At 60.5% G+C, this 1,642-nt stretch carries 2 protein-coding genes; both read right to left on the reverse strand.

Annotated elements, in window-relative coordinates:
• Positions 1–35: 35 nt before the first annotated feature.
• The gene (locus tag EP26_RS34400; RefSeq protein WP_211259648.1) at positions 36–488 is read right to left on the reverse strand and encodes a response regulator; all 453 of its coding nucleotides are present in this window, start codon (positions 486–488) and stop codon (positions 36–38) included.
• Positions 489–663: 175 nt separating this feature from the next.
• Complete coding sequence (locus EP26_RS38935) at positions 664–915, reverse strand: phage GP46 family protein (protein WP_408735133.1); 252 nt, start codon at positions 913–915, stop codon at positions 664–666.
• Between the last annotated feature and the right edge of the window lie 727 nt (positions 916–1,642).

The raw sequence follows: 1,642 nt of genomic DNA on the forward strand, positions 1-1,642 counted from the left end.
CGGGACCGGCTGGATGTGGGTGTCGCAACCGAATCCTATTGCCGATCAGCGGATTTCGCCATGCCCGTCACCTCTGGTGCATAATCCGGGCTAGGGCGAGCGGGAGGCCGTATGCCGTTTGCGGGCCTATCGGTGATCGCTTCGACCGCATCAAGCAACGCTGCCAGCAGGTAGGGCTTGTTGATGACCGGCGCGGTCGGGTGCTGATCCAAGTCTGTATAGGCATATGCGGTCTGCATGACGTATGGCACGTCACCTTCATCCAGCGCATTCGCGACCAACCAAACCATCTCGCCGTGCAGATTGACGTCCAACACAGCAGCATCGATTCCGCCGCTCGTCAGACAAGATCCGGCAAGACCAAGTGCCTCTTTGACTGTCCCAACTGGGCCTAATACGACTGCACCTGCTGCAGCCAAAGCATCGGCTATGACCATTGCCAGCAACGGCTCGTCCTCGACGACGAGAATACGCTTATGGTTCAACATCTGCGAGCCCAGCCTCCACAGCATTGCCACCAGCTCTGCATGAGTACTGCAGAGAGTGAACAGCAGCGCCGCCGATGGATCGGACGTGAAACGCTAGCCGCCCGAGGTCTTAACTGCAACCGAGGCGTGTGGTTCGCTCGGTTTGCGCCTGTTTTTTAATATTGAGGCGGTTCTATCAACCGACCGGCGTTCCCAGACCCAGGAGACCTTGAAGACTTGAGCGTGGTGTCCTTGGGCTGGACATGGTCACACGAAGCCCAAGCGCGTCTGAAGTGAGCCATTCGGTTGTCACCTCCGCGCTTGCGCCCGAGCCATCCTCAGTGAGCCAGCGCAAAGCTTCCTCGCAGTCATCACGCGCCGGACGCAGCAACGGTGACTGGCCGAACTTCATGGCTCGATCAAGCTGCCATAGCCAGGAGTCGACCAGCTTGTCTCTGTAAGTGCCACTCTACCAGCTGTGGCGATCATGACTGCCAACAGTTGGCACAAAGTCATCGCTTGCGATCCGGTCGGTGAACAGGCTGACAAGCACAGCGGTCTCGATATCCAAGTCAGTCTTGAGATCGCCTGAAGGGAAGACCCAATCACCCACTGCGCGGATGGCATCTCGTTCGATTGCTTCTCAGCCAATCAAGCGTCCTTATCCCTGCGGTTCTTCACCTATGCCGCTGCCACCCGAGTTGACGTGCTGACATTTTTCAAGGCTGACAGCACCTGCCTGCACATCGCCGCCTCGGGACAACATCGCCTATTATACCCAAGCTTGCCGCTCACGGTGATTTCGGGACTGGCAATGGTATGCTGGCTCGCGGCTACAATGTTGACAGCCGGGCGAATCACAGCGGCCACGACGGGCCAGAACGACTGTTGCAGCGCGAGGCGAGGCGCCTTGGGTGCCTCGGTACCGCGTGCGGCTGGCTTCGGGAGGAACCGAGAATCGTCGCCCTCCGCCCAATGCCGAGCAGCGAACTATGACCATCCCAGGCCTGGCTAAAGAGCCTCTTCCAGACGGCGGTGCGCGATGGGCTCGACCGGATCCAGGGCTGGCCGGCGCTGGCCAGCCCCGGGGTCGTGGGTCAGGCGGCTTTGACGCCGGTGAGGAAGGCGGCGACCTCGGAGCCGAGGCGCTCGGACTGGCGGGAGACCTCCTCGGC

The organism is Belnapia moabensis DSM 16746 (genome assembly GCF_000745835.1).
Lineage (GTDB): Bacteria > Pseudomonadota > Alphaproteobacteria > Acetobacterales > Acetobacteraceae > Belnapia > Belnapia moabensis.

What these genes read in the sequence shown, in the direction of transcription:
- EP26_RS34400 (WP_211259648.1), bottom strand. Translation starts at nt 488, where the DNA reads ATGTTGAACCATAAGCGTATTCTCGTCGTCGAGGACGAGCCGTTGCTG.